The 6,542-nt window shown below is 64.9% G+C and carries 5 protein-coding genes; 3 read left to right on the top strand and 2 right to left on the bottom strand.

All coding sequences use genetic code 11. The features are described from left to right. The coding region (locus VEK15_24055) for a sulfatase-like hydrolase/transferase (GenBank protein HXV63795.1) at positions 1 to 1,783 on the bottom strand (1,783 nt) is incomplete at its 3' end. Here VEK15_24055 and VEK15_24060 point away from each other — a divergent pair. Continuing rightward, positions 1,782 to 3,632: a serine/threonine-protein kinase gene (locus VEK15_24060; GenBank protein HXV63796.1), complete on the top strand. Its 1,851-nt coding sequence runs from the start codon at positions 1,782 to 1,784 to the stop codon at positions 3,630 to 3,632. The two genes, VEK15_24055 and VEK15_24060, sit on opposite strands and share 2 nt — an antisense overlap. 57 nt (positions 3,633 to 3,689) lie before the next feature. On the opposite strand, the gene VEK15_24065 is transcribed toward VEK15_24060, so the two are convergent. Further along, on the bottom strand, positions 3,690 to 4,595 hold the full coding sequence (locus VEK15_24065) for a CsgG/HfaB family protein (protein ID HXV63797.1): 906 nt from the start codon (positions 4,593 to 4,595) through the stop codon (positions 3,690 to 3,692). Between the two features lie 197 nt (positions 4,596 to 4,792). On the opposite strand from VEK15_24065, the gene VEK15_24070 reads away from it, so the two are divergent. Beyond that, entirely contained in the window at positions 4,793 to 5,971 is a 1,179-nt protein-coding gene (locus VEK15_24070) for an MFS transporter (GenBank protein HXV63798.1), read from the top strand. After that, on the top strand, positions 5,968 to 6,294 hold the full coding sequence (locus tag VEK15_24075) for an MGMT family protein (GenBank protein HXV63799.1): 327 nt from the start codon (positions 5,968 to 5,970) through the stop codon (positions 6,292 to 6,294). The genes VEK15_24070 and VEK15_24075 overlap by 4 nt, the downstream gene beginning before the upstream one ends. The last annotated feature ends 248 nt before the right edge of the window (positions 6,295 to 6,542 follow it).

Below are 6,542 nucleotides of genomic sequence, written 5' to 3' on the forward strand. Positions count from 1 at the left end.
CGAATCGGCCGACCTGATCGTCCTGCTGCGTCATCGCCTCGTCGTAAAGGCCGCGCAGCATTTCGTAAAATTCCTGCGCGTCGATGCCGGCACGGGCGAGCTCCTCGCGGTAGCCGGCGAAGATGCTCGTACTCCAGACCGCACCTCCCTGGATTTCGCTTTCCCACGCGGCGAGCTTCGCGCGACGCTCGGCAGAAACGTACCGACCGGCAAAGGGATTTACCGACGGGTAAGGCGCGTGCACATCCGTCGTCTGAAAGTGGGCCCAGTAGGGCTCGGCCGGATAGTGCTCGCGAAATCCCCAGAAACGCTCGTGCAGCCGGACGGACGAAGGGTGGTCGCGCTCGTACACCTCCTCTATCACGTCCGTTCCGTGCTCCGGTCCGATGCTGAGTGCGGCATTGGGGTTGCTCGTGAAAGCGGCAGTCAGGTAGCCGCCGGCGTGCAGGTGCTCCGCGAGCGTCGTAACGCTCGGCGGCACGGGCGAGGATTCGGGCCGAAATCCGCCCAGCACGCTGTGGTGCAGCGACGTCACGAACGACGCCGTGGAAGGTTGGGTCCAGGTCGAGTTGCTGTGCGCCCGCTCGAAGAGGGCGCCTTCTCCGGCAATTTCCTCGAGACGGGGCGTCGTCGCCCGTTTGTAACCGGTGACGCTCATGAAATCGGCGCCGGCGCCGTCGATGATGTAGAGAATGACGTTGGGCTTATCGGATCGACGGGCCCCGCTGAGCGTCGGCGCACTCCACGAGGCGACGGTTCCGTCCCGTTCCGCCGCCGCCTGGAGCGAAAGCGATACGACGCTTCCGCTGAAACGTGCGAGATCCAGACTGCGCTGGCCCCATTCGCTGGAGTTCGAGTACGACTCTTGGAAGAGAGTCTCCACGGCACCGCCCTCGGGCCGAACCGTGATCGTGAAGGTCACCGGCAAGTCCTCCCGCACGACGCCTAAGCCAAAGTCGAGCCGCCCGGCTTCCGGCACCTCGACACGAAACAGGACTCGCGCCGGGGTGTGGGCATAGAGCGAACGGCGTGACGAGCGGGTCGCGAGACCGTAAGAATCACCGAGGGACATCGTCGTGGCCCACGTGAGCTGCTCCGCGGCCGGTATGGCGGTCACCGAAACGATATCGATGCGCGAGGCTCGCGGCACGGCGAACGCGATGCCGAGTCGCGTGGCTCGCTCGTCCTCGTCGAGACCCTCGGGCAGACGGGCGGGGAAAACGTACGTGAGAAGCGTTCCGTCGGAGAACGCGGGCGCGATCTCGGAGGAGGCCATCAAGCTCGAGATGGCACTCTCGGAGATCACGTCATCTTCCAGCTCGAGCAAGACCGCGGCCCCCCGGATCCGATCGCTGGCACGCGCGCGGAGCACGATGGCCCCCCAGGGGTCCGGCTCCTCCCCCTCGTCGAGCTCCGTGTACACACCTCCGATGACGACGTCACCGAACCGGCTCGCTTCGCTCAGAGAGACGCGCAAAGCGCCGTCCTCGTGGGCAAGTGTGCAAGAAGGTACCGTGGCGCCTCGAGACCGCGTCCCGTTTTCTGGAGGCGCCGGCACCGAAAGCGGCTTCCAGCTCGCATTTTCCTCCTCGAACGTCCAGTCGCGTTGCCCGGGCAAGACCGTGGGCGGCGGAGCCGAGTCGACCCGGGCCGATTCGAGGTGGTCCTCGAGATGGATGGGAGTTTCGGATTCGACAAGGACCGGAAGGTTCGAACCGCCGCAGCTCGTGAAGGCGAAACCCAGGCTAGCCGGAAGCAAGCAGCGCTGGTAGCATGGAAACATGCTCAAATGCTCAAAGTGTGGGCGGACGTTCGAGCCGCCGACCCGTGTCTGTCCCGACGACGGAACGCTCCTCAAAAACCCCGTTGTTCCGGAAGAGCAGCCCATCGGCCGAACGCTCGACGGGAAATACCGCATCGACGGGTTCCTCAAGCGCGGCGGGATGGGCGCCGTCTATCGAGGCACTCACCTGCTACTCGGAAAGCCCGTCGCCATCAAGCTCATCCGCCAGGAGATCGTAACCTCGAGCGACATGATCGAGCGATTCTTCCGCGAGGCGAGGGCGGCGGCGAAGCTCAGCCATCCTAACATCGTCACCGTTCACGACCTGGGCCAGACCGAAGACGGCACACTCTACATCATCATGGAGCTCGTCGAAGGCTCGAGCCTGAAAGAGATCATCCAAAAGGAGGGGCCCCTTTCGACGGGGCGCGCCCTGACCCTCGCAAGAGGCGTCGCGAGCGCGCTTGCTCTGGCCCACCGCAAGGACATCGTTCATCGCGATCTCAAACCTCAGAACATCATGATCTCGCGCGACAGCGAGGGCCACGAGTGCCCCAAACTCTTGGATTTCGGCATCGCCAAGACCCTCGAGCCCGACACCCCGGCGCTCACCTCGACGGGGATGGTGCTCGGGACTCCGCACTATATGTCTGCCGAGCAAGCGAAAGGAAAACCGGCGGATCGCCGCAGCGATCTCTACGCACTGGGCATCATTCTCTACGAGATGCTCGTCGGGAAGGTGCCGTTCGACGACTCGTCGATCCCGGCGATCCTGGTCAAACACTTGACCGAACCGCCGAAGCCGCCGACCACCCTGAGAGCCGGGATCCCAGAAGCGGTGGAAGCCCTGATCCTGCGCTGTCTCGAAAAAGAGCCCGAGAAGCGCTTCCAGAGCGCGGAAGATTTCATGGGTGCGCTGTCGGCTATGGACCAAACTGGAGCTCGGCCCTTGTCGGAGACGACTCGCGGGGTGACTCCGGTCAAACCTCAGCTCCCGCCCGTACCGGACCCTCCGCCGCCTCACACGATGGCAGGCGCCGCTTCCGTGGCCGCCCCTCGATTGCATGTGGACAGCGGTACCGTGCGGGCGCACGAAATCGAAGTCAGGGCGAAGGGCAGCCGCCTCGGCGTGATGATCGCAGCCGTTCTTTTGCTCGCCGGTGGGGCCGCTGCGGCGTACTTCCTGACGAGACCGTCACCCACGGAGGTTCCGGCCGAGGCCGAGCCGGTCGCGGCGGCAAGAATCACCGAGCCTCCGATCGAGACCGAGCCCGTGGCCGCGGTGGAGCCGGAGCCTGATCCCGAAACTCCCTCGCCGTCGGCGGCCGCAGAAGAGCCGGCGGCACCTCCACCGCCTCCGAAGTCGGCGGCGGTGACGAAGCCTGTCAGCGCCGAGCCCGCGCCGCCGCTCGCGCCACCGGTGTCCGCGCAGCCGTTGCCCGAGACCGAGCCGGCTCCACCCCCGCGATCGCCAACCTTCAGCATCGATTGCCAGGGCGTTCGGGATGCCTGCGGTACGATGCGCACGGTGCTGCGAGACGCTCTGCAGAAAAAGGGCATGCAGCCCGCGCGTCCGGAACAGGCGGAGCTACTCGTGGCGCTCGTCGTGGAGGAAATCGAATCCCACGCCGAAGAGCAGTTCGGCACCACGTTCGTCACCCGCACCTATTCGGTTGCGGGAGACGCCGACGTGCCCCGCTTCGGAGATATCGTCGCTCTTCCGGCGCACACGTTCAGCTTCGACACCCGGTTCGGGCAGGACAAGCTCAGGGAGCAAGCGCGCGTGATCTCGTCGGATGCCGCCGATGAGCTCTCGCGTTACTGGTCATCCAAGATCGGAGAGCGATAACCCCTCGAAGAAGAATGTGCTCGCGGGCCCGAGACCCGCGAGCACCGAGCAAGAGCTCTACTTCTTCCGCACGATGTCGGCGGCCTTCGCCGCTCCGGTGAAGGTCATGATGGAGAAGCGGTCTTTCACGTCGACGACCTGACCTTCGCCGGTTTCGGACTCGTCGGCACCGAGCACGGCGCCGGTGTCGGGATCGACGAGCTCCTCACCGACCGATACCACGGCGAACGTGTCGCCGACCTTGATGCCGGACATCTCCCCCATATTGATCCAGGCCTGATTACCCTCGATCTTGATGATCTTTCCCTCGACCCCGGCCATGACGCCGCCCGCGCTCAGCTTGCCGAGAGATTTGCTCTCGGCGAACGCCGCGACCACCTTGGCGGAGGCCGCTTCGATTGCCTCGCTGGCAATACCCCATTCGTCTTCGCGGCTCAAGCTCGCACCCTTGAAGACGCCGCCGCCCTTCTTCACGTCGCCATCCGCCGCGACCGCGACGAGGCGCTCGGCGGTCGTCGTATCGATGAGCCTCAAGTTGATCGTCGCTTCCGCCTTCGTATAGCTGCCTCCGATCCCCCCGAAGCCACCCTTGGTCGTGTTGATGGCGAATTTGTCGATGCCCCCGGTGAGGATGTATTTCACCCCGAGGATCTGCCCGACCTTTGCCGCCGTTTGCTGATCCAGCGCCCCCGAGGTCGCGAGGCCCTGCTCTTTCATGACCATGTCGAGCTTCTCGCGCTCGATGATGCTGAATTGCTGCGATAACGTTTCGTTCTCAGAAAAAGCCGTGTCGATGTGGTTCCGCGCCGCCGGCCCGAGATCATCGTAGAACCACCAACTGCGCTCCGCGTTGTTCTCGAAATCCCAGATGGCGATGCGAATCTTGCCCTGGGCGTGGATGGTTGCCGGAACGAGGGCCCCCGCCAGCACGAACGCCAGCGCGAGGCGAAACGACTTCATCATGATTGGACCTCCTGAGCCCGCAAAGATGTGGTTGCTGTGAGTTCCTTTGAGGGTAACACACGCTCGGATTTGCGGCCACGCTCAAATCGGCGGGCGCCCGAGGTAATGATCCGTCCTGAACTGAAACGCATTGGCGAGCCGCAGGATCTCCAAGGTGTCCCCTTTCGACGGCATGAGTTTGCTCTGCGATGCCGCGCGTGTCAATCTCCTGGCCTTACGTGGCCTCCCATCGCACCCGATCCATGACCTCTCTCTTCGCGGGAGCCGCCATCTCCGCGACGGGTTACCTGGCCGTGATCACCGTCGTTCCGTTGATCGCGGAGGACGTTCTCGGCGGGCCGAGATGGAGCGGAGTTCCATCAGCGGTCGCGATCCTCGGGACCGCGTTCGGCACCAGCGCGCTCTCCGCGATCATGGCCCGCCACGGCCGACGCCGGGGGCTTCTCGTCGGCTATTCGGTCTCGGCGGTCGCCGCACTCATTGCTGCCGCCGCCGCGGCGAGCTCACTGTTACCCTTGCTCGCCCTGGCGGTTTTCTCGATCGGCGCCGGTTACAGCGCGAGCCGATTGACGCGCTATGCTGCCGCCGACCTCTACGAGCCCGCTCGACAATCTTCGGCCATCGGATGGATGGTCTGGGCGGGGACGATCGGCTCCGTCCTCGGGCCGATGTTACTCGAGCCGACCCGGCAAGTGAGCGAATGGCTGGGTATCCCCGAATCCGTGGGGCCCTTCGTTCTCGCGACTATCACCTTCGGAGTTTCCTGGCTCGTCCTTTTGGTGGCCCTTCCGACCAGGGAGGTAGCCCGGATGCCGGTCACGGCCGGGACGGAACCCTCGGTTCTTTCGCGACCGGCGCGAAACGCGCTCATCGCGCTCGTGGTCGCGCAAGGAGTGATGGTTCTCATCATGACGATGACCCCGATACACGTCCGAGCCGGAGGAAACGGACTCGCCACCATCGGGGGCGTCATCGCGTCGCACACGTTCGGGATGTACGCGTTGTCTCCCGTCTCCGGTTTCCTGAGCGATCGGTGGGGGCGCATCCCGGTGATCCTGGCGGCGACCGTGATCGTCGCCGCCTCGGGTGTTTTGGCCGCGAGCGCCACATCGCTCGCGGTACCGCTCTTCTTGCTCGGATTCGGTTGGAACCTCGCGTTCGTCGCCGGGAGCGCGCTTCTGACGGAGAGCACTCCCGAAAGCCGGCGGGTGAGAGTCCAGGGGCTCGCCGACACCTTGAGCTGGACCACCGCGGCGGTCGCGGGTGCCAGCTCGGGTGTCCTTCTCAGCGAAGTCGGTTTCGCCACGCTCAGCTACATCGGTGCGTCCATCGCGCTCGTGCCCGCGATCGCCATCGGACTCGGTCGAGGCCGGTGAACGCCTTCGACGAAGTGTACCGGATCGTGCGCGACATCCCGAGAGGTCGTGTCATGAGCTACGGTCAGATCGCTCGGCTGCTCGAGCGGCCTCTGTCCGCCCGCGCGGTCGGGTGGGCGATGAGCCAGTGCCCGGCGAACGTACCCTGGCAGCGGGTCGTCAACGCCTCGGGCGGGATCTCCACGGAGCATCTTCACGATCCCCCTGACCTGCAGAGGCGACTGCTCGAAGCGGAAGGGATCCGGTTCGGCAAGAACGGAAAGCTCTCGCTGCCCCGTTATCGCTTCGAGCCTCGCCCGCGAAGAGTCCAAAAAAGGAAGTGATACGGCCCCGTCGATTCAGCAACCGCGGGAATAAAACCAGATCGCCAGCTCGCCCGAGGCCGAGTGAGCCGGAATCCATCCGCTCGCGACAACTTTCGGCTCCTCGGCCGACTCGCAAAACGAATGGCTCATCACCTCGACGTCGACCCAAAGCTCCTCCCCGACCCGGCGAAATCCGAGGACACGGACGTTCGGTTCGGCTCGATTCGACTCGTCGGCGCGAGGCTCTCGCTCCGCCTCGCGTGTTT

It is taken from the genome of Vicinamibacteria bacterium (genome assembly GCA_035620555.1).
GTDB lineage: Bacteria > Acidobacteriota > Vicinamibacteria > Marinacidobacterales > SMYC01 > DASPGQ01.

Coding starts and splice junctions, on each gene's coding strand:
- VEK15_24065 (HXV63797.1), bottom strand. CDS start 4,595: ATGATGAAGTCGTTTCGCCTCGCGCTGGCGTTCGTGCTGGCGGGGGCC.
- VEK15_24060 (HXV63796.1), top strand. CDS start 1,782: ATGCTCAAATGCTCAAAGTGTGGGCGGACGTTCGAGCCGCCGACCCGT.